This window comes from Rhodococcus sp. PAMC28707 (genome assembly GCF_004795915.1).
Taxonomy (GTDB): Bacteria; Actinomycetota; Actinomycetes; order Mycobacteriales; family Mycobacteriaceae; genus Rhodococcoides.
The window spans coordinates 3,596,659-3,618,816 of the sequence record NZ_CP039253.1 but is presented as its reverse complement, the minus strand read 5'-3'; the positions used below and the strand labels follow the sequence as shown (position 1 = coordinate 3,618,816).

9 protein-coding genes are annotated in these 22,158 nt (G+C 60.0%); 4 read left to right on the top strand and 5 right to left on the bottom strand.

Going from position 1 to position 22,158, the window contains the following annotated elements; translation table 11 throughout:
- Nucleotides 1-25 precede the first annotated feature (25 nt).
- Together E5720_RS16525 and E5720_RS16520 are read left to right on the top strand one after the other, a co-directional pair.
- Nucleotides 26-1,045 (top strand): CBS domain-containing protein, encoded by a 1,020-nt coding sequence (locus E5720_RS16525; protein WP_136171544.1) that lies wholly within the window; start codon nt 26-28, stop codon nt 1,043-1,045.
- A gap of 1,022 nt (nt 1,046-2,067) precedes the next feature.
- A complete protein-coding gene (locus E5720_RS16520; protein ID WP_136171543.1) occupies nt 2,068-2,556 on the top strand; it encodes a hypothetical protein in 489 nt (162 codons plus the stop codon).
- A 285-nt stretch (nt 2,557-2,841) separates the two neighbouring features.
- Here the strand turns inward: E5720_RS16520 and E5720_RS16515 are convergent, their stop codons facing one another.
- From E5720_RS16515 to E5720_RS16490, 5 genes are all read right to left on the bottom strand, one after another.
- A complete protein-coding gene (locus tag E5720_RS16515; RefSeq protein WP_136171542.1) occupies nt 2,842-6,087 on the bottom strand; it encodes a UvrD-helicase domain-containing protein in 3,246 nt (1,081 codons plus the stop codon).
- A gap of 1 nt (nt 6,088) precedes the next feature.
- A complete protein-coding gene (locus E5720_RS16510) occupies nt 6,089-8,902 on the bottom strand; it encodes a PD-(D/E)XK nuclease family protein (RefSeq protein ID WP_136171541.1) in 2,814 nt (937 codons plus the stop codon).
- Nucleotides 8,903-8,928: 26 nt separating this feature from the next.
- Nucleotides 8,929-9,405 (bottom strand): hypothetical protein, encoded by a 477-nt coding sequence (locus E5720_RS16505; protein ID WP_136171540.1) that lies wholly within the window; start codon nt 9,403-9,405, stop codon nt 8,929-8,931.
- Between the two features lie 1,337 nt (nt 9,406-10,742).
- Nucleotides 10,743-15,674, bottom strand: coding sequence for a DEAD/DEAH box helicase (locus tag E5720_RS16495; RefSeq protein ID WP_136171538.1), 4,932 nt, complete (start codon nt 15,672-15,674; stop codon nt 10,743-10,745).
- The gene (locus E5720_RS16490) at nt 15,671-18,394 is read right to left on the bottom strand and encodes a hypothetical protein (RefSeq protein WP_247596005.1); all 2,724 of its coding nucleotides are present in this window, start codon (nt 18,392-18,394) and stop codon (nt 15,671-15,673) included. The genes E5720_RS16495 and E5720_RS16490 overlap by 4 nt, the downstream gene beginning before the upstream one ends.
- Before the next feature lie 45 nt (nt 18,395-18,439).
- On the opposite strand from E5720_RS16490, the gene E5720_RS22105 reads away from it, so the two are divergent.
- Nucleotides 18,440-19,165 carry a hypothetical protein gene (locus E5720_RS22105; RefSeq protein ID WP_247596004.1) on the top strand — a complete coding sequence of 242 codons (726 nt, stop codon included), beginning with the start codon at nt 18,440-18,442 and terminating at the stop codon, nt 19,163-19,165.
- 107 nt (nt 19,166-19,272) lie between these two features.
- Nucleotides 19,273-22,155: a helicase-related protein gene (locus E5720_RS16485; RefSeq protein ID WP_348769858.1), complete on the top strand. Its 2,883-nt coding sequence runs from the start codon at nt 19,273-19,275 to the stop codon at nt 22,153-22,155.
- Nucleotides 22,156-22,158 lie beyond the last annotated feature (3 nt).

Below are 22,158 nucleotides of genomic sequence, written 5' to 3'. Positions count from 1 at the left end.
ATTCGAACGAAAGGCTTAGTACCGCATGACCTTGGACGAGTTCCTTACCGACGCCGCGAGCAGATCTGCCGACAACGCGATGACGCTGACCATCAGGGACTTGCTCGCCCGATGGGGCGCGAAGCGACGCGATCCAGACACGGTGCGATCCATTTCATCGGATCTTGCTGCGTACGGGTTGCAGACGTCACCGTCGTTCGAGGTGAGCTGGATCGACACGGAAATCAAACTGATCACTCGTGCTGCTTCTGGCGAGCCCAGTACCGATGATTGGGAACCTCGGACAACCTCGATAGACACCGAGGATGTGTCGCTGACCGTGTCGAGTTTGCAATCCGCGACCGCTGGGGTCACGCGAGTACGGCCCGATGAAAGCGTAATCAAGGCAAGGTCACTCATGCATCGTCATGATTTCTCACAGCTACCTGTGATGAAAGGTGAACGCTCGCTGGTCGGCGTCATTAGCTGGGAATCGATCGCGAAAGGTCGTCTGGACGGCGATGTCGACACCGTGAGTAGTGTGCTTGCACCGGCTGCGACCGTCGCTTTGACAGCCGATCTCCTCGCGTCCATACCTCGCATCATCGAGTCCGGATACGTGTTCGTGGAGGACAACACGAAACGGGTAACCGGAATCGTCACGACCTCAGATCTGAGCCAGCAGTTCGAACTGCTGGCCGGCCCGTTCTTGCTGATCGGTGAGACCGAGAGACGGTTGCGGCGGCTGGTAGACAAGTGGTTCTCGATCGAGATCATTCGAGATGCAGTCCACGATTCGCCGGATCGCCGAAAGAAGGTTGCGAATGCTTCCAGCTTGGCCATCGGCGAGATGATGAGATTGTTCGAGCCCGAATCAAACTGGCAATCGCTGAGCTCCCTGGTCGATCGGAAAACTTTTATTCAGGCTCTGGATGATATGCGGCGGCTACGGAACGACATCATGCATTTCAATCCGGACCCGCTCGATCAAACGGCTGTCAACGGAACTCGACAGTTTGCCAAGTGGTTGGAGTACTTGGATGGTGCCGAGCGACCTAGCAGCTGAACCAGCTACCAACGTCGATCTTTCTTCGTTCTTGGTACCGACCTAATGCGATCGAAATTGTTTGTTTCGGTCCCCAACGCAGGACTATGTGTACGGTTTCGATCCATGGTGCTTAGATGTCTTTTGGGTCGATTGGGTGGGTGAACTCCAAGTCATCCGGGCGCGGGACTCGCCCCCGGATTGGTCAGTGAGACACTTCCCTTGGCGACGGGCGGTCACGATAGATTGCGAAGATGTCGCTCTGGCAGGTCCCCGAACTCGGCATACACCCGGCGAGGCGCCCGCCAAGCACCTCACTGCTGTGGAAGTATCCCGGCAATCTGCGAATAGTATCGATCGCGACGCCTCCGCAAGGTCGCAATTCGCACTTCGTCATCACCGACATTCGAGGCTGAAACCAATGCCGAAATTCTTGTGTCAAGACTGTCGAGGGCACGCTGAAGCTGAGCAACACGTTCGACCTTAGCTGTGGGACTGTTTTTCGGGGTTTTCGACTTCCGTAAAGTCTTGGGAGTCGATCTCGCAACCGTCAGATCTTTTAGGGTCTTCTTCGCCGAGGCCGCCGCTTTCCGGTGCTTCGATTCCGCTTTCGATGTACCCAAAATCGAGTTGTCAAGCGGTCGAAGCTTATTGGAAGCCATGTAACCCTTCGCTCCTTGAATGACCAGCTCCAGTCCATGGCAACGCTTACATCGACGTGCCGCCGATCGCGATGTAGCCTTCTGTCCGCAAAAAGTGCAGGGGGCAGATCGAGTGCGCGGGTCGACTGTACGGGTCTGCGACGCCCTGGTCGTCCGGGGCGCACCGGCCTTCGGATTACCCGTATGAAGCAGAACTCGTCCCATTTCAACTCCTCCACGCCGATTTCCGACCAATAATCTCAGAGTCGGTCATTGTCCACCACAGGAATGAAGGAATCCACCGTTGCGCTCGGCCCGGTTGAGCGGAGCCCGGTTGTCTGCCATGTTCTCCACCTGCTCTTGATCGTAACTGTGCATACCGGCTTACTAGGGTTCGCAACCATGGCAACATCACGGAGTCGGCAGGCCGTCGACGAACTGTTCGACCAGGTCTTCCTCGACAGAGTTCTGAGCTCACCTCGCTTCGATCTGAACCCGACTGCACTGAAGCAGTTCGAGATGTTTCGCGCCGAGTTCGAGCCGAGCGCGCCGATCGCCCTCGACGAAGAAGTTTCGAGATTTGTGCAGACTGGGGGCTGGACTCAGTGTCGGATCTCCAAACGGAAGTTCGTGCGCGAAGGTGACTACTCGGCTGCCAAATTCAACGAACACTGCACGGTCTCTGGCATTCCCAGCATCGCGCACACCGTGCGCATCGGACCGCTGACACACGCCGAGTGGGTGCTCGATCGCTGCCAGCTGACGCTCGACCCCCGTTCGAGGCGCATCCTCTTCGATCTCAACGAGGCGAGTCGCCGACACAGGCGGCCTCGTGCCGTCGTAAATTTTCTGGCCACGACGAACGCTGCTAGCGTCGCGTGTCTGGGCTGACGTTGACAGTCGACGTTGAAAAATTGCGAATGCGTCTTGGCTCTCCGGTGTTGATCACCGGAGACAGACGCGAGCTCGAAGCGATCCTCCGGACACCCAGCGAGCAAACGGGATCGGCATTCGGGGTGAGGGTCGTGTCATACCCGGTGGACGGGAGATCGCGCGCCGGTGTGGCTGTCGCGCCCGGCGGTGGTCGCCTGACAAAGAGGTACGTTGAGTTTCCAGGCTCGCGGTTCTGCGACGATCTGATCTCACAAACCCGTTGTGATACATCGGAGTTTGGGACTATCGGTCCCGCTCCAGCGTCTCAGCCGACGGCGTTCTCGCAAACACCAACTCCACCCGACTAACCTGCTCACCCGTCGCCCGGGTGAGCAGATCCGCATACACCGACAGCTGGGTCCAATAGGCCTCCAACGTCTCGGCCGTCACCCCGACATCGGTCTTGTAGTCGACGATCACCAGTGACCCGTCATCTTCGCGGTACACCAGGTCCGCAATACCCTCGACCACGATGGTTTCCCGCGGCGACATGCCTGCCAGCTGCATTTCCTGCCAATGCTCGCGGGCAGCGGCCCGCATGACGGGCTCGGACCGGAACACCGACTTCGCAAGGAGCACAAACCGATCCAAGTCGATCAACCCCGCTAGGTTGCCTGCGCTCCGAGCCTTGTCGTCGAACGCAGAATCCAGGGCCGTATCGAGCGGCACCGTTTCCAACAGTGCGTGCAACGCAGTCCCCAGGGCCGTTCCGCTTTCGACCGACCCGATCGAGGGAGCAACCAACTCGATCGAGTTCGTCGGCAACACGAGTCCCGCTGACCGGTACTCTTCCAGAACTGCCTCATGGAGAGGCAACACTGGATGCGCGATCTGCGTCGCGGTCACCGTCGACGGTATCGCAGAGACCTCCGCCACCCGTGCGGTCTCGGACTTCCACTCGTCCCAGCTCTGCAATACAGCCGAACTCGACTGTGCCCCATCTTCGACCCGCACGGGCTCGATCAGATCCGGAACCACGTTGGGTATACCCGCGGTGCCTCCCGCAAGAGTCTTTCCCCAACTTCCTTTAGCACCGACGTAACCCGACACAGCAAGGAAACTCTCCGCCCGCGTGCACGCCACGTATAGGAGACGAACGCGTTCTGCCTCCGTATGCGCCTTTTCATTCGCCGACACAGTCTTGTAGTCGATGGACTGCACTCCCGCACCGACGTAGAGATGCAATGCCCCGTCGTCACCCCACACCGCTGGGTCGGACGTCGCCCGGAATCCACCGCTCATTCCTGCCAGGATGACCATCGGAAACTGCAGCCCCTTGGCCGCATGCATCGTCATGATCCGTACCGCGTTCACCCCGACCTCCGGCAATACTGCTTCGGTGACACGCGCGTTCTCGTCTTGCTGTGTCTGCGCCCAATCGAGGTAGTCCCGCAGATCACCGCCATCCTCGCCGTACCAGGCATGCGCCTGATCGATGACGAACCGCAGTCGACGCCACACGTCCCGATGTCGCGGTGAATCCATCGACACCTCGAACACGCGCCGGTCGACGGCCAATCGACTCAGCAACGACCCAGGGCTCAGCAGACCCAGCTCGAACCAGATAGATTTCAAATACGAACGCCCAGCTGCGACCGGTGAATCTTCCAGGCTCGTGGGTGCGTCAGAAAAAAAGTCCCACCGACCTCCCGCAGCTTTCCACCGCAGCAGGTCGTCGTCCCCACAACCGACCAGAGGTGTCCGGAGTGCAGCAACAACCGCTGCCTCGTTCGCGGTGTCTGCCAAGGCACGACACGTGACCAGGAGGTCGTGCACCTCCTGCGTGGAGTAGACCAACGATGAAGCCTCGGAACGAAACTCGATTCCGGCTTCGTCGAGAGATCGCTCGAGAGCCGGTAGAACTGCACGCGACGGGATCAGGATGCAAATATCGCTGAGGGTGACGGGCTGGTGCGTGTACTCGCCGAATCCCCCGTGCTCCTTCTGCCAACCCTTGTCGAGGGCGGTCGCGATAATGCGCGCCACGTCGCGCGATTCGCGGGCGCGCAGCAGTTCTGACGGCGTGTACAAGTGCTCGTCATCAACCGCCTCGCCGGTGTCCTCGAACACGAACGGCTGTGGACCCCAGTTCGATTCAGCTGTCCACTCCGGGCGACCAGGTGACGGATCGAGCGGCGTGTAGTCAGGCTGAACGTATCCATTGGCGACGACGAGAGTGCCGAAGACCGAGTTCACCCAGTCCAGAACAGGTTTCGTGGATCGAAAGTTCGTCGTGAGTCGAACGACATCACTGGATTCCGTCCCGTCGCGCGCAGCCATGTATGAAGCAATATCGGCGCGACGGAATCGATAGATCGACTGCTTCGGGTCCCCCACCGTGAACAACCGGCCCGACTCGTCCGGACCGTCGACGATCAACCGTGCGATCTCGAGCTGCAGAGGATCGGTGTCCTGGAACTCGTCGAGCATGATCCGCTGGTAGGAGTCGTGCACGAGCCGACGGACGTCGTCATCAAGCAACACGTTTCGGGCGTAGACGAGAAGATCATGAAACTCGAGCTCACCTCGTCGACGACGTTCGGCAGCCTCGTCGACAATCACGCGAGATAGATGATGTACGACGATCGCCAACGCCGACGCGACATAGCGTGTCCTCTCGGTACTGGCAGCTGCGTTCAGGTCGTCAATCGAACTCTTGATTTCTTTCACCCGTGAAGCGCCGCCGACCCAATTTGGCCCCTTGCCGCCACTGCCCTTCGCCGGACACTCCGCCGCGAGCGCGATCCAGGCGGTGGAGGACTTGGCGTCTGCCATGGACACTCGCCACTCGGAGATCAAAGACAGCCGCCTGGCCAGCTTGTCGGACGCATCGGTGCAGTCCGCGCCAGAATCGACAACTTCGTCGGCAAGATGCAGGAGGGCATCGATATCCGCGACCGCCATCGCCGGGGCAACGTCGGCCAGGATCAACCGGTCCCAGCTTCGGTCGAGCGCGTCGGCAAGAGTTCGTACCTGATCGAGCGACGCTCCCGCGCCCAAGACGACGCGCATCGCGTCGGTGAGTCCATTGGGGGCGGCGAGCTCGTCGGCGAAGAGAGCAGCTCGCATGCGCCGCCAACGACGTTCGAACGACAACTGCGAGCCCATCGCGTCGACGACGGCGACGCGCGGCGGCACACCCGCCTCTAACGGATGTTCGCTTACGATGCGTGCTGCGAAGGAGTGCAGCGTTCCAATCGCGGCGGTGTCGATCTGTTCCATCGCCTTCGCAGCCGCATCACCGTCGAAGGCCGCAAGATGCGTTCGGACTCGCTCACGGAGCTCGGCTGCGGCCTTCTCGGTGAACGTGATGGCCGCGATGCGATCGAGTGCGATTCCGTCCTCGAGAACGAGGTGACAGATGCGCTGGACGAGCGAATGCGTCTTTCCACTTCCCGCGCCGGCTTCGACGAACAGCGTTGCGGATGTATCGTTTTCGATTCGCGCTCGATCGCCGTGGTCGACCAGAAGGGTGTTCTCACTGGACATCTCAGTCTCCGTACTTCGCGCGGTAGTCGGCCAGCTCCGGCACGTCCCGCAGGCTCGACCACGCCCGTTCGAGACCGGATTTGCCGAGAAGATCGACCAGCGGATTCGCCCAATGACTGGCAGGTGGGCGCGGCGGGAAGTACCCGGCTCGAATCATCCTGTGTACTCGGAAGATATCGGCTTTCAAAACGTCGACCGCGGCATCGGTCAGTTGGTATCCGATCGTCTCGTAGTTCGCCTTGTGGTTGACGAACCAATATCGCGTCGTGACGTTGTTCCCCATCGTCAGGGCCAGTAGTCCGTACACGGGGAGCTGGAACTTGGTGCCGCCGTCGGTCGGTTCGGATTCCGAGAGCTTTTTGTACGACGTCGCCTGGCCGGACTTGTAGTCGGTAACTCGAATTCGTCCATCGGTGTGCCGATCGATGCGGTCGATCTTGCCTGCGAACGCAACTTGCTCGCCCATCACATCGAGCAAAACCACGTCAGGCTCGACACCGAAATCCCGCTCGACGTGCACCGGTGTCCACCCGTCGGCACGATCGGCCCGGTCGAGTTCGAACCACTCGACGAGTTCGCGACGAATGATGCTGCTGTCCTTCTCCCACAGTTGCGGCAGCCATCCTGGCGCGTCGACGCGGGCGTCGGCAAGCACTTCTTCGGAAATCTCGATCAGCCGATCGAGTGTGGCGTCGAGACCGTCGATCGTTGCCTGCACATAGCGTTCTAGGGAAAGGTGAATCAGATCGCCACGGGTCAGCGGATCGAGCTGCGCAGCGTCGTCGGGGTCATCGAGCGTATCGACACCAAGAATCGTCTTGATGAAGAAGCGGTAAGGACTGTCCACCCACTCTTCGAGCCTGCTCGTCGACACCGGAGCATCGAAGAACTTCACAGCGTTCTCGATGTGAGAGATGTTGCCGTTGAAGCGAGTGAATTCGCCGTGCAGCCTGTCGCTGCGAAGTTCCATTCCTGCAGCGACAATTGGGTCTTCGAGTGCGCCCCGCCGATCACATGCTGAAACCTCGGCCAATGCACGAAGTCGCCATTCAGTTTCCGACGCGGCACTGTCGCCGATGCGACGATCTACAGTCTGCGTCGAGACGTCGAACGATTCGACCGTGACGATGGCCTCGACGTCTGCAGTCTGCTTCTGCCAGTCGACGACGCCGATCTTGCTTCCGGACAACGCATCGAGTGTGGGCATGAGCCAACGCGACGGCACCTTCTCCGCTCCCCCGCGCATACTCCCGCGCGGGAAGGACACGATGCGGTGCTGCTGCCCTGACGCCAACGTGGCCAGGAATTGCGCCTTCTGGTGCTGGATCTCGTCTGCGAGCGTGCGACCCACCAATTCGCTCGGCAGCAGCGGATCTTCGCGTCGCGTGGCCGGGAGTATGCCTTCGGCCGCACCGACGACGACGCAGACGTCGAAGTCTCGTCCCGCCCCGGCGGAAAGCGGGCCGACGGTGACGGCCGACGACGTGGTTCCGACGGCCTCCGGCAACGCATCGATTCGTACCGAGATCGCATTGACGATTCCAGATGCAGTCGGCGGCGGTGCGATGCCATCCATGACACCGATTTCGCGGCAGATGGTGGTCAGTGCGTTGATGTCTGCGGACGAAGGATCGTCTGCACGAGTCGATGTTGCAGTGAAGTAGCGCTCGAGCAGTGCGATCAGGTTGTCGGATGCTGCAAACCACGAGTCGGATTCGGCGATCGCGGTGAGGTCGACACGTAGGGCAGTCACCAGTGCGTACAGCGATCCTGCAACTTCCGCGTAGTGGTGATCCGGCTCGATGGCGGCGAGCCGTTCCCAGTCGAGGCCGCCGACGATCTTGATGCTGGACCGCGTCAGGCGTTCCGCGCGCCGCAACGACAAGGGTGTTCCTGCGTCGTCCAACCAACGGACGGCACGTTCGGACAGGATCGACAGCAGCTCACGTCGGGGCAGCGTGTCGGTGTCGATGCTGAGCAGTCGTTTCAAAGACCGCGCAACTGGTCGGTGCTTGAGTGTGTGGCATTGCTCGCCGGCGAACTCGATTCGGATGCCGCCGAAGTGCTCGTGGATCAGACGCAGGTACGGGTCGGCATTGGCGTAGTACACGCCGATGCGATGGCCCGGTGTTCCGCCGGCTATGTGCTTTCGTACGAGTCTGGCGACCGATCGGATTTCGTCGTCGGCGTCAGACGCGTGGAGGACCATGGTGCCGAGCGGTTCGTCGGTCGGCTGTATGACTTCGCCGTATTCGGATAGCGTGCGCAGGAATTCGGCCGCTCCGACGTCGGCTGCGTTGGGTAAGAAGACGATGACCGCTCCGAGCTCGCTGATGCGTTGCGCTGCGGCCGCGTAGGCCTCGTGGGACAAGTAGTGCGTGCTGGAGTGGGCACCAGCGGAGGCTGCGTGCACGCGGAGCATGTCACGGACGAGCGGTGTGGCATCCGGAGCCTCGGGGTTCGCTACCGAGCCCAAGGTGCGCGACGCTGCAGCCAACGCCTCGGCGGTAATGGGTTGGTCTGAAACACCTGCGAACACACCCGGGTCGTCGATGAGTACCTTCTGCACGGAGGCATCCAGCAGCGGAAACGGTAGCGCCAGTCTGGGTGACAGGGCAGGTGCTGCGAGCTTGGCGACAGCAAGATCCACAGTAAGAACCCGGACGTTGGCGACGCCGCCGTGTCGTGCGAGGTGTTGGATGACGTCACGTATCGCGCCGCGGGTGGGGACGATTATCGTGACCTGCGCCAGCGGTGCCTCGGCTTTCGCCCTAGACACCGCTCCGGAAAGTCGCAAGTAAAGGTCGCGACTCATTGTTGATTCCTCACCTGAAACGCGACTCAGAACCCGCTCGCGGCCGCCACGAGGCTGTCATCCTTGATGCAGGTGAACCCTGCGGCGTTCATCTCGGCAACGATCTTCTTTTCGTCGGCTGCGTCGAATTCGAGAAACTGTCCGTTCAAGACGCTGTCGACTTTTTTGCCGTATTTTTCGACGATCGAATTAGGTACTAGCGTCAGCATCAACTGAGCCGGCCATTCGGGCCAGTCTCCGTCCAAGTGCCCGGGAATGTCGTCCAGTGCGAACAACTGATCATCGTCCGGCACAGAAATTTCGACGTCGGCCAGCTTCTCGGTAATTTGCTGCCAACGGGTTGAGTTCAGTTTTGCCTTTGCCTCTCCCCAGGTTGCGACCCCGGTGCGAAGCAAGACGAGCTCTTCGGCAAGAGACTGCTCGACGAAGACGAGCTGATCGGCTTGAACTCCGTAGGTGACGTCAGGATTGGTAATTTGTGGGCTCCTAGGTCGACTCGACATGTGCGTACTTGGTTATCTTCACCAAGCTGCAAAGTGTTTCATCGCGCCATGCGGCGGCGGGCTGTGACGGCTGCGATCAGCGACTACCGAACTGCTTCACGCATGAGCCCACAAAACCGATGCTCAAAATTGATACCTAGCTCGCGGGCGACTTCGGCGATGGTGCGGCCCGAATCGATCACCCGACGTGCGGCCTCGACTTTGCTTTCGGTCGTGAACGACCTGCGTTTGCGGGACGACATGAGAACATCCTTCCAGCGGAACCATAGATCCCGCTATCTCGGTGTCCACCATCCGGGGTCAACCTCATATCGCGCCTGACGGGTCCGACGCACGAGCGATTGGAGGTAGTCATAGATCTGGGAGTCAGCCGAGGACTATTGATCAAGATTGCTGAGATATATCGAGCTGGTTCATAATGGATGCCTCCGAGCGGCGTATATGCCCCCGGTGTCGGAAACGGTCCGACTGGGGAATCGAGATGTGTCGCAGGTGTTATAAAGCAACGAAGGTCGAGCGTAAAGCGACGTTGCAACGACGGTTGCTTGACAACGCGCAAGAATTGGGAATTACTGCTTCGGCAGCAAAACCGATCGGACGCAGACCGCCGAAGGAGCCACCCAGCGACGCAGTCCGACCGGCTGAACGTGGAACCGCGGTAAAGCCACTCTCGCCGAGGATTTCGCACCACTCCAGGATTCAGTTAGCGCGAGAGTCGATCCTCGCCCGGTTGGGCGGTCTGGAAACACGTACTCCAGTCAGGACTCTGCGCGATCAGGTGGGAACGATTGCCCGTGACTACCTGGCCTCACTGTCCGACGACCAAAGACAGCAACTGCTCGACGAGCTCGCTGAGAAGGGCGATCGAGGGCCGAACACAATCGGTGCCCTCGCACAGTCCGTTGCTACCCGAATCATCATGAGCAGATCGTCTTTTCACAGCATCACGTCGGGCGGGCTACAAGGAGGATAGGGTCAAATTCTCCATCCCATGTCACAAAGAGATGAAAGGAAATTCACAATCCATGGCCCGTATCAGATCAATTGAACCCGGAAAACAGCGGATTCAGGCACACACGACGGAGGTTGACTGCCACTTCGCGGTCGTCGATGATGGCGATGGCTCCCGGCTTCTTCATCTGACCACCTTTGGGTCCGACCACAGAAGGTCTGCTCCGAAAAGCAGCCAATCGATCCAACTCAGCCTCGAGATGGCGAAGAAACTCATCGACGTCATCAACGAAGCCTTTCCCGAAACGCTAACGCGGAGACCACAGCGACCCTGAGCTGCCGATGTCCCGGTTCATCGGCAGCCAAAGAAGTTGACGTGCATAAGTTCAGGCCGTAATCAGCAGCGGCACCAACTCGTCGGCCGTGGTGTTCTCGACCCCGACGACGGTAAAACCTTCGACTGCCAAACCGCTGTCTCGGTCGTCGTCGCTACCTTCGACCAGCACAACCTTGGGGTCATTCCACAGGGCCTCGACCGGCCAATAGTGTTCTCCAAGGTCGATTCCGAGCTCCGGTTTCACGACGCCGCGAAGAGATAGCTCCAACAGTAGCTCGATGACAGACTGCGAGGTACACGGGAGGGTCTCCCCCCAGGGGCCGTCGACAACCTCTGGCGTCGCCTCAACCTTGAGTTCGGCGAAGATCGAAAGCGCACCCTTCCGCGACAACTGATCGTGGTAACGCTCGTTGCGGAATGACCGCAGGCAGCCGTAGCACGACGTCTCCTCACCACAGTCGCATCTGGTGACGCGATCGACCGCGAACAGGATGACCTTTTCAAGATTCTCTGCAATCTTCTTCGTGGCGCCGGCGCCGGCGGGAACCGTATCGAACAAGACAAAACTCCTGCGGCCATCTGGTGTCCACGACAGTGTTCCATCGATATCGTCACGGCTGATTTCCAGCGCTTCTGAGGCACCCTCGAGAAGCGCGTACAGGACGGACAACCAACGACCGACCGAGTCGTTGTCGTAAGCAATTGATCCGAACGAGAATTCTGCGACGTCCGTCTCGTAGCGGTGAGCCAACGAGACTATGCGAGTAGTGCCCTCGCACGATTTGTCTGTGACTGGGTGCTTATGGACGCTCTTGCTCGACTTCTTGTCCATCGGAGCTGCCCAGCCGCACCAGCCACAGAGTTGGAAACCGACTCCGCCACCATCGGAAATGACCACCATCTGAGCACGTGTGCCTGCCCGGGCCAGCACCTCGACTCCTCCCGTGGAATGCCAGGGGAACGGATCACTGATGTCGCCGAGATTCTCGACGTAGCTACTCCCCCCCCAACGTCGCTGCGGTGGTTCGGGTTTTACATCCTCGACCCTGCGATCGGCAACGAAGCCGAACTCGGGTACAACGAATCGCCGAATCTTTCCGAATTGCTGTTGGCAGCTCGGACACACCTCCTCAACGTCAAGTTCGTTGCCGCACTGAAACTGCTGACATGCCGCGCATGTGCGGTACTTGAGTTCGACGAGTTCGCGTTTTGGAAGTTTCTGCAGGCCGCGCGAAGTCCAGAGTTTACCGCCTGCGACCACCTGGTTGCCCGGAGCGTAGTCGTAGATCGCTTGGCTTAGATCACGAGAGAGCTGGAGCGACGCACCCACATCACCCTCGCAGTGGGTGGTACGCAATTCGACCGTGTCAACGGGAAACCCGTACTTCGGCAAAATATTCTTGTTCGCCAGGTACCCAAGAAGCTGACGGCTCTCGATGGTTTTCAACGTTCGCTGAAGGCGGGCACCGAGTCCAAGATTCTTCGACCCAATCGCCTGGTCGATGAGTTCCTGGTACGTGTCGATGTCGTTACGCATTTCTTGCTCGGCAAACGACAAGCGTTCACACAACCGATCCACCCAGCTGTCGTCTTCGATCCCGACCACTGACGCGATCGACGGCGGGATGACTTCCTCAATTGCAGATTTCACGCGGTCTGGAACCGGGGTCAGGAACATCCGTACTTGTGCTCCCGGGGAATCCTGGCCGTCACTGCTCGGCGAAAAGAACTCACCCGCGTACTTCCAGGTCACGTCATCGTTCTCATAGCGGTGTCGGAAGTACGCCGCCAGGGCGATCGAATGTGCGTGGCGCCTAGCGATCCTCTCGTTCTCGATGGGAATCCACGGGATCCGCATCTCACCGGCGATCATCGACTCCGGGTTCTGATATTTCGAGAGATCGTGGGAACTGCGCTTAGCGTAGGTCAGAACGAGTGCCGCCGAGGCGGCACGACGACCCGCGCGGCCGGCGCGCTGCACGTAGTTCGCCGTCCTCGGCGGCATGTTACGCAATACCACTGCTTGCAGGTCACCTACGTCGACACCAAGTTCGAACGTCGTCGAGCACGAGAGCACGTTCACCTTTCCATCGATGAAGTCCTTCTGAATTGCGGCTGCTTTCTTGGATTCCCACTGCGCGGTGTGTTCCATTGCAGACAGTGGCGCCGGACGCAGCGTTCGGTACATGTTCCGGTAATGGTTCGTGTCGTCTTCCGGTGCCGGCACCACGAACTTCCGCAAAGTTCCGTCACATCCGCCGAACGGGCAGACGCCCCGGACATTGTTGATGGTGAGACGCCGACACGCCGAGCACTGATGCCACTCGCAGTCATCTCCGGCGACGATACGGAGCTTCTCGTGGTCTACCTGGTAGACATCCCCTGCAGTCTTGTGCGGAACCAGGCGGATGTAGCCCTCATCAAGCAGAAATCTCCAGCAGCCTCCTAGGAACTTCTCGACAGGCATTGTCGTATCCAGCGCGGCGAGGACCTTGCGAGCCAGCAAAATTCGGTTGTTCGTTGTTCCGGGTCGACCGGCCGGCAACCAACTAATGATTCGTTTGGTTGCATCGGAATTCATCGACCGGACGTAGATCTGGGTGTTCCGGGGTTCAAATATTTCTTGCTTGATGTCGACGCTGTCGAGAAGGGTCATTGCGCCCTGCAAGCGAACGGCTTTGAGCAGTTCGCTTAGAAAGCCCCATGCTTCTTTTGGGTTCATTCCGAGCTTCTCGAAAGCTGGAGGCAGCTCCGTGCGGCGAGAACGAAACATTCGCACACCCATCAATCCGAGGCCTTCCAGCGACTGGCGCGTGTCCAGTGCCATCAACTCGGCCATCACCCACGGGTTGACTGTGCGTTCGATTGTCCGACGGGTGACTGATTCCTCGAAATGATAAGCGTCGCGCGCCTTTTTGGAGGCGTAGTCCGCAAGGTCCTCCGCTGACAACTCGTCGTCGCGGTATCTCGGATCGGTAAGCACCATGGTCAAGTAACGGCGTTCGAGCATACGGCCGTAAGTTTTTTCGAGGTACGGCGCAGCGAATGCAGCCGCTTGGCGGGAGTCCGAGAACATCAGGAGCTTGCGCCCTTCGCCGACCTCCTTAACGGTCTTGTCGACCGCCGCTGGAATGTGTTGGTAGAGCGCCGTGGTGATTACTGCCGGAGCCGCGTTCGTGTCGGTACGGAGCCGACGGATCACCTGACGCGACCGGGCACCACATTCGGTGCATTTGCTCATGACCGCCGATGTTCTCGTGTGTTCACGCACACCAAGCGACGGTCCACCCGGGCATTTCGTATCGATGCACGCACCGGTGCCGAGTGCACCGCACCCAGCGCACAAACGCCGAATACTGGTTTCAGTCTCCTCGGCACCATCCTCCGAAAGGGTGGCTTCGTCTTCGTCGATGAGTCCGTCACCTGTGGTGTCTGTCAATACAAGCCACCGGACGCGGTCTTCACGCTTCACCGGACGAAAATACTCACGCCCTTTGACGGTTTCGCGGTCTCCTGCCAGGTGGACTGCACCGCATCGCTGGCAGGTTCCGAACTCGAACACCGCGCGACCAGTATCCGGGTCGACCTCGTGACGACCCAAAACTACAGAGGGCCCGTCATCGGTGAACACCACGAACGCACCCTCCGTCGCGCGGACGAACAGGTGATATCGAGCGGACAACACGGGGTTACCGCTTCTGTCGTGCACGCGCGAGCCGAGTGCAACCAGCGCCTCCAATTTCCGAATGGCATTGGGATCACCCGGCCACATGCGACTTTCCAGCTCGCGCACGGCAACAGGCCCACGCGCGAGTATCGACTGGAGATCAGCTGTGCGATGTTCAGCGTGCAATGCGGTAGCAGGATCACCATTCGAGTGATGTGCAGCAACTGCGTCCAATGGGGCGTCGGGGTCAACGAGGCCAAGAAGGAGTTGGTCGTCGATCGTCCAGTCGGGTGTGTCCCGGCGCTTCAGCCGGGTTGGGGTGACAAGGTCCTGACGGCTGGATTCGCCATCGATGAACTCGAACGGAACATCGAATAGGTTGTGGGCGAATGTCGTCGCTTCGATGCCCTGGGTCTCGGGCGTCCGGCCAGTGAGTGATGCAGAAGTTGCGATGCACTGCAGCGGTCGCGCTCGGCCGACCCGCTCACGCAGCCGCCGAAGTAACAACGCAACCTCTGCACCCTGTGCACCGTCGTACACGTGTGCCTCGTCGAGGGCAATGAATTTCCATGTGCCCGAGTGTTCACCGTCGAAGAGTTCGAGGTCGGCCGGCCGTAAGAGCAGGTACTCGAGCATCGCGTAGTTGGTTAGCAAGATATGCGGGGGCGCGATGCGCATCTGGTCGCGGCTGAGCATTTCGTTCGGCAGCGGTTCCTGGCCTGGGTTCGAGGATCGGAACCCCGATTCGGCATCTCTTGTGCTTTGCAGTGTTTCACCGGTATAGCGGCCGAAGGTAATATCGGGCATGCCGGTGAGCAGTCCGCGTAGGCGCTTGAGCTGATCATTGGCGAGTGCATTCATCGGATACAGCAATAGCGCGCGCACCCCCGGACCAAGCGTGCCGTTGGCCCGTTCCTGCATCAGGGAGTTGAGGATTGGCAACAGGAAGCTCTCTGTCTTGCCGGATCCGGTTCCAGTGCTGACGACGAGGTTACGACCAGCAACCACCTTTCGAATCGCGGCCTCCTGATGCTTATAGAGGGGCCGATCCATCGGGAGGGCATCACTTGCCAGCTGTGGGAAGTCGCGATGCAAGGTGCCGTCTGCAACAAGATCCGCAAGTGAGACGCCGGGCGCGTACGGCGGCGTCAACTCCAGAAGTGGGCCTTTGGTCAGCAGTGTCGACTCGTCGATCGCAGTGTCGAATGCTGCTGCTAGCGCTGGATCACGTGGTGCAAGAAGCGTTTTGAGATACCGCTTGTATCCCGCTTCGATTGCGGCACCGGCAGCGAGTGGGTCGAGCCGATCTGTCATGCTGTTTCTCCGATCAGATCTCCGTAAGCGAGATGCGCAGCAAGCGCCTCCGCAACCAACAGGTCTCCGGCGACCATCGCCGGGAAGTACTCGGCCATCACAGCCCACGCGTCCCGAATCTCCGCGGTCATCGGCGAGTACTCGAACTCACCTAGCGCTTCCAGGCGCGCGACGCCGGCAAGCGCGAGAGACTGCATCGACAGCAGCATCCACGGGTGGGCGGCGGTGTCGACACCGTGCAAAACCTCGTTGCGCGCCACAACAATGTCGTACAAGGCCGGGGACGCCTTCTTCAACGCACGTAGAACACGGCTGACGTGACCAGGCAGATCTCGACATGCGTCTTCGAGCATCCAATCAGCTCGTCGATGAAATGCATCCACGGTGGCGCTGGTGCGGGTGTCGACGTCGAGCAATGCGCCGGGCACAAGCCGAAAGTACTCGAACAGCTCCTCGACCTGTTCTGGCGTCATTCCATGCACCGTAAGGACATTCGGATCGAAGACTCCGGATCGCGGGTCGGTCATCTTCCCGGCGCGTAGCAAATCCATGAGCTCTTGCCCACCCTGTGTCTCGAGGTAGGCCAAGGTTTCGGCCTTCTCGCCCGCAACCGCACGACCACGATCTCGCAAGGACGGCAGGTCAGAGATTTCGATCATGCAGCCGACCCACGCGTTCGGGTGTAAGTCGTTGAGGGTCTCGCTCGACGAGAATGGGCGGTCGACAAGTTGCGTGCGAATGAGCAACGCCATCATCTCGTTCTGGGGAATCGTGCTGCTACCTAGCGCCTCCAACGCGGCCCGTGGATGGCGACCAAGAATCCGGAATAGGCCGCTGCGAATCCGCTGCGAGGTGGAATCGGAGGCGTTCCATGGCAGTGTCGCGAGCGCTGCCCAACCCCCGTCAGTCGCTCTTTTCATAAGTGGCGGTTCCCCGGCACCCGACAAGAATCGTGCCAAACCGTCGAGACCGGGATCGGTATCCCGCATCCAGCCGGCTTGCGTCACTCGAAGCGCATCAAGGTCGGGGCGGTTAGGTCGGGTAATAACGGCAAAGGGATCGTCTGCGAATACCGTGACAAGTAGGTCTCCAGAGTTTTGGAGTCCCTCCGGCAGAGCGGCCTTTCCACCTTTTATGTTGAGCCTCGAAACCGGCTGCCATGGCGCGGTTGCCGCCCACACCCATACGCCCGGGTCGTCGAGTTCCGCTATTTGCTCGAAGACCAATTCTGTGCTCTCGAGCCGAACCCGCTCGCACAATCGTGCGGGTCTCACATCGGCGATGGTGATTCGCCGATTCTCGCCGGTTTCATCGACGACGAAGGCGACCAGACTGCACACACCCACTCGACGCGCGGTGTCTACGAACCGCCGACTAGAGACTTGGAAGACGTTATTCGAAGGGCTTTCCGGTTCTTCTTGCTGTACCGGTTGCTCGCGTTCGTCGAGCAGAGAAATTGTGGCGCGGACTGCCCCGGGAACCCGAACCGCGACGATCGCGTGTTCCTCGAGGTCCCGCGGGCTCACCGCGCGGGGCGAGGTGCGCCACTGTGTGGGTGTACCCACCTTGTCGATGCGCGTCTCAGCGTACGGCGGGCGCACTACCAGCTTCTGAGCACGATCGCCTGAGCGCACGCGAATTTCACGCTCCCGATCGGAAATATCAAACGCGAGCCTGGTCGTATCGACGATGAGCCCGTGCTCGGACGTCAACTCGGTCACGCTGCTGGCGAGACCGCCGCTAACCGGAAGACGGAAGGCATTTCCGTGATCGACTCCAATGCCTTCGGCTAGCAATATTGTGAACTGTTGATTCGAACCGTGCCCATTACCTACTTCGATTTCGAAAAGGCCTAGAAGGCCCTGCTCTACACCGTCGAATGGGTCGAGTGTCGTCTCCTCCGTACCGGACTCCCACTCACAGTCGACCAGCAACCGCCTATCGCCGGACCTGTGCGCGCGCACCTGCCACAAAACAGGCTCGTCCCCGACGTACGCCGGCAAGTCCACACACGGTCGTTCGGCGTATACACGCAAGCCATTCGGGGTGAACAGACCGGGAATAGGATCCGATGGCACAAAACTCGGTGAACCCAGCGACCGAATGCCTCGCACTGGACCGTCCGGACGGCCGCTGCGCCGCAACAGAATTGAGTCGTGCCCTGTCAGATCGACAGTCTCGACGCGCCACCCGGTCCATCCGGACGGCACCCTCGGGTCGTCGACCTCGCGTACGACAGCATTCGATACAGCATCGACGACCTGCGCGTCTCTAGGGTGCATTGCAAGAACGAGCCCCCGAGGCAAGGTAGCGGAACGTCGCAGTAACCTGCCGTCGACTGTGAAGAGCAACAGCGGGTCAGCAGAATCGAAGACTGGAACATTGTGGTTGGCGCCGGAAACATCGTGGACGAGCAGTACCTCGCGGGCTGGTGTTGTAACGGCAGCGGGAGTCGCGGGGTGCTCACCGTCGTCGACGCCCCATCCGCTCTCTGCATACACGTCACGGGTACTTCCACCGACGGTGAGCTTCCACGGCTCGTCGGCGCCCATGTCGGGGTATGGGACGCCGATGAGAATCTCGTCATCCTGCACCGAATAGCTGACCAGGGGAATACGCCGATGACGTATCCCGCGCGGTGTCGCAACTCCATCTCCGGCCGCAAGAAACGGCCGTTCGTGCAAGTGCTCGATCAGTCCACTGAGGAGGACGCTCGGCAACCCGGTAGTCGACGTGTCAAGTTCGAGGTCGTTCCAAGAGTCAGGGTGCTCAAGCGTGTACGCCAGAAAATCAATGATTCGGTCGAGTACGTCTACGGCGATCTCACCGCCGTACGTGAGGAAGTTGCGGACCGGTACATCGAGGCGGTTCAGACGATAAGCCATACCCGGTGCAGTCATCCACTCGACCAGCGCCGCGCCAGTTGCGTCGCGGCCCTGCCGGATGTGTCCCTCGATGGTCTCAACGAGATCTCCGAGGCAGTGCACCGGGATTCCGGCGTGCATAGCCATCGTCATGACGTAGTTACGACCTCGAAATTCTGGAAAATCGCGAAGGCGAAATTTGTCCAGAAGGGAAGCGAGAGCCTTCCGAAGTGCGTTCTCGAAATCCTGGTCCCGTTCGAGACCGAGCTCCTCCCAAAAGCTCTCCCAATACCGGCCCTGTTCGTACGCCAGACCTGCATGTCCGACGAGAGTAGCGAGCGTGAGAGCTGGGTATCGCTTGATAAGCCTGGAGGAGTCATCCACCCGTATGGCGTGAACAGCGACGCGGCCGAACAGCTCTTGGCATCGTCGCAGCTCGTCTTCGTCGAGATTGAACTCGAAGAACAGATCTACCTTCTTAAGGCCTTGACGGATTCGGAACTCCTCGTCATCCGCCTGTTCCTTCAGGAACGATCCCACGTCAATCCTCTCGGTGTCCGAATCCTGACTGTGCCACAGACCTCGGACATTAAGGTGAGGGATGCTTTCTGTGGTCATCCCACTTGAATGACCACAGGCGCAAAGGCAGGACCTACGTCACATATCGCCCTCAACGGACGATAACGTTTCAAAGCACACACAATTAATCGGAGGGCCGCACGATTTCTGCACCGATCACCGAATTGAACGTCGCCCCTGGATCGATCGTGGTGGTACGTGACGAGGAGTGGCTTGTCACGTCCGCCGAGCAGGGTTCGGACGGCTGGTTGGTCAAAGCCCGTGGCCTCACTGAGTTGGTGAAGGACACGACCGCGTCGTTCTATTCGAGCCTCGACCGAATCGAGGTGCAGAACCCGCGGGATGCCGAGGTCATCGCCGACGCGTCGTCGGGCTACCGTGATTCGCGGCTGTGGCTGGAGTCGCTGTTGCGGAAGACCCCTTTCCCTTACGGCGACCAGACCTTGACGGTCTCGACGCAGATGCTGGCCGACTCGCTCGGCTATCAGCGCGCTGCGGTTGCGAAGGCCCTCGATCCACGGCACATTCGGCCCCGAATCTTGATCGCGGACGCTGTGGGTCTCGGCAAGACCCTCGAGATCGGCATGATCCTGTCGGAGCTTGTCCGGCGAGGCCGCGGCGAGCGCATCTTGATCGTGACGCCAAAGCATGTACTCGAGCAGATGCAACATGAGCTGTGGTGCCGGTTCGCGTTGCCATTTGTTCGTCTGGATTCGGCGGGCATCCAGAAGGTGCGGCAGAAGCTGCCTGCTACCCGTAACCCGTTCACTTACTTCAAGCGGGCGATCATCTCGATCGATACTCTGAAGAGTCCCCGGTACAAAGCGCACCTGCAGCGGCATCACTGGGACGCGGTGGTGATCGACGAGTCGCACAACTTGACGAACGTCGGCACCCAGAACAACGAGCTGGCCCGTGTCCTGGCCCCCAACACCGAGGCGTTGATCCTCGCCTCTGCGACGCCGCACAACGGCAAAGAAGAATCCTTCGCGGAGCTACTTCGCTTACTCGATCCGACAGCGGTTGCACCGGACGGCACCTTCACTAAAGAAGATGTCGACTCACTACTGATTCGCCGCCATCGTCACCACCCCGAGGTCGCGGCCGAGGTCGGTAGCGACTGGGCCGAGCGTGCAGAGCCGATACACAAGCTCGTTGCCCCATCGATAGCGGAAGATGCTGTTGCTCAGGAGCTCTCGCAAGTGTGGTTGCACCCCGCTGACGGCGGCTCTCCATACTCGGGTGAGACCAAGGCATTGTTTCCATGGACGCTGGCGAAGGCGTTCCTCTCCTCCCCCGCGGCGCTTGCGGAGTCGATCAAGCTGCGTCGCGCCAAGCTCGATGCCGGTGTCCCGGCCCAGGCTCGCGAGTTGACCGCACTGACTACCTTGGGCGAGCTGAACGCACAGGCCATGGGCGAATCCGCCGGCAAGCAGGCCGCCCTTGTGGAGCGTTTGAAAGAAATCGGCGTGGGGGCAAGGTCGTCGACGCGGGCTGTGGTGTTCGCCGAACGCGTGGCGACATTGCGCTGGTTGAAGGAGCATTTGCCGAAGGCGCTGGGCCTCAAAGCCGAAAACGTGGCAATGTTGCATGGCGGGTTGTCCGATGTGGAACAACAAGAAATAGTGGACAGCTTCAAACTGCAGACTTCCCCGATCCGGGTGCTGGTGACTGGGGACGTTGCGTCCGAGGGAGTGAACCTTCATGCGCAGTGCCATCACCTGATCCACTTCGACATACCGTGGTCGCTGATTCGAATCGAGCAGCGTAACGGCCGTATCGACCGCTACGGGCAAAAGCACCCTCCAGTGATCTCGTCACTCATCCTCGAACCGTCGGACCCGGACTTCTCCGGCGACCTCAGGGTGCTGTCACGGCTTCTCGAGCGAGAGAACCTGGCACACGGCACCCTCGGTGACGTCGCGTCGCTGATGGGCAAGCATTCGGTGACCGACGAGGAGAATGCCATCCGCGATGTCCTGATCGGGAAGTCAACCCTCGACGATCACATTCGCGACGTCGATGATCTGACCGCCGGTGACGACCTGGACGCATTTTTCGCCCAGTTCGACTTGGACGAGACCACGAAGGACGCGCCGAAAGCCGGACTGCCGCAAGCCCCTCGGCAAAGCCTCTACGTCGATGACATGACCTTTCTCGACGAGGCCCTCAGGGCTGCTTTCCACGACGTTCCACATGCCACGCTTAAAGCCGGCGGAGTCGGCTGGAAAATACATGCGAATCATGCAGTGGCGGAACTGACGCCACCACCTGACCTGCGCCAGCGCCTCGGGCAACTGCCGCAGAACTACCTCCAACACGGCAAAGTTCTGGAACGCCTGACTCTTGCGACGTCGCTGGAAGTAGGCAATGCACAGCTCTCGGCCGCCCGAGAAGGCAAGGGCGTGGCCGGGACGACGTGGCCCGAGGCGCACTATCTCGGTCCGTTGCATCCAGTTCTGGATTGGGCGAGTGATCGCGCGTTGAGCGCTTTGGGCCGAAACCAGATCTTCGCAATCCTCGGCGACGTCGACTACCCTACGGTGTTGCTGATGGGCACGTTGATGAACCGTCGAGGACAGCTAATTTCGCGCGTGTTCTCGACAGCCGAGTTCCCGAACCCGAACAACCCATCGTTCTGTGTAGTGGAGACCCGCGCGGAACTCGACTTCCTCACATCCACCACAGGACTGAAGCCAGGTTCCGCCAATCCCGGGCAAATACACGCGGCCGCGCAGTATCGCGCACTTGTGCCGATTGCCGTAGACGAGGCGAAATCAGCAATGCAGATGGTCCTCGATGCGCAGGAGTCCGCTGCGACCGAGCGGCTGGACCGTTGGGGTCAGCGCGCAGACCGATGGTACAAAGGCGCCGAACAGCTCGAATTGTTCGGCGGAGAACGCAAGAAAGTTGATTCGCTCTCCCGTCGGATCGCGGAGGAGCAGCGTCTCGCTGAGACCCTTGCCCCCACTCAGCAGCTTGTTCGTCCACTGCTTGTTATCGTTCCCGCTGTTCAGAGCTCAGGAAAGGAACACTAGGTC

Excerpts from the sequence above, each read along its gene's own strand:
- E5720_RS16515 (WP_136171542.1), bottom strand. The coding sequence starts at position 6,087 with ATGTCCAGTGAGAACACCCTTCTGGTCGACCACGGCGATCGAGCGCGA.
- E5720_RS16495 (WP_136171538.1), bottom strand. The coding sequence starts at position 15,674 with ATGACAGATCGGCTCGACCCACTCGCTGCCGGTGCCGCAATCGAAGCG.
- E5720_RS16510 (WP_136171541.1), bottom strand. The coding sequence starts at position 8,902 with ATGAGTCGCGACCTTTACTTGCGACTTTCCGGAGCGGTGTCTAGGGCG.
- E5720_RS16520 (WP_136171543.1), top strand. The coding sequence starts at position 2,068 with ATGGCAACATCACGGAGTCGGCAGGCCGTCGACGAACTGTTCGACCAG.
- E5720_RS16525 (WP_136171544.1), top strand. The coding sequence starts at position 26 with ATGACCTTGGACGAGTTCCTTACCGACGCCGCGAGCAGATCTGCCGAC.
- E5720_RS16505 (WP_136171540.1), bottom strand. The coding sequence starts at position 9,405 with ATGTCGAGTCGACCTAGGAGCCCACAAATTACCAATCCTGACGTCACC.